Source organism: Oscillibacter valericigenes, assembly GCF_016902445.1.
Lineage (GTDB): Bacteria > Bacillota > Clostridia > Oscillospirales > Oscillospiraceae > Oscillibacter > Oscillibacter avistercoris.
Genome location: NZ_JACSNX010000062.1, coordinates 1 through 620, shown reverse-complemented (window position 1 = coordinate 620; position 620 = coordinate 1). Strand labels below are relative to the sequence as shown.

Genomic DNA, 620 nt, shown 5'->3' with positions numbered 1-620 from the left:
TCCGCCAGCTTGATGCCGCCCTCGACATCCTTGCTGATGCCGCGGCCCACGGACACGATGTAGTCGGCGCCGATCAGGTCCACCAGCTTCTTGGCGGCCTTCACGACCTCTACCACCTCGGTGTGGAGGTCGCTCTCGCTCAGCTCGAACGCCGGCTTCACGATCTCCACCGCGTCCGCCTTGGCCTGGTCGAAGGCGTTCTTCTTCATCACGCCCGGACGCACCGTGGCCATGCAGGGACGGAACCGCGGGCAGATGATGGTGGCCATCAGGTGGCCGCCGAAGGCAGGACGGGTCATCTTCAGGTTCCGGTCCTCCATATCCCACTTCATGGAGTCCACGTCCAGCGTGCTGCTCTCCCGCAGGAACTGGATGTAGTTGGCCACATCCACGTCCAGGTGGGTGCAGTCGGCGCACAGACCGGTGTGCAGACGGGCCGCGCAGCGGGGGCCCAGGTCACGGCCGATGTTGGTGGCGCCAATCAGGAACGCCTCGGGCTTCAGGTCCTCGATGACGTCGCAGATCACCTTGGCATAGGCGTCGGTGTTGTACACGCTCAGCAGCGGGCTCTCGCACACGATCACCTTGTCGGCGCCGTAGCCGCCCAGCTCCTTGGCCGC

1 protein-coding gene is annotated in these 620 nt (G+C 65.5%); it reads right to left on the bottom strand.

The features are described from left to right. A partial coding sequence (locus H9X91_RS14040; protein WP_204805877.1) for an electron transfer flavoprotein subunit alpha/FixB family protein occupies nucleotides 1-620 on the bottom strand: 620 nt, incomplete at both ends.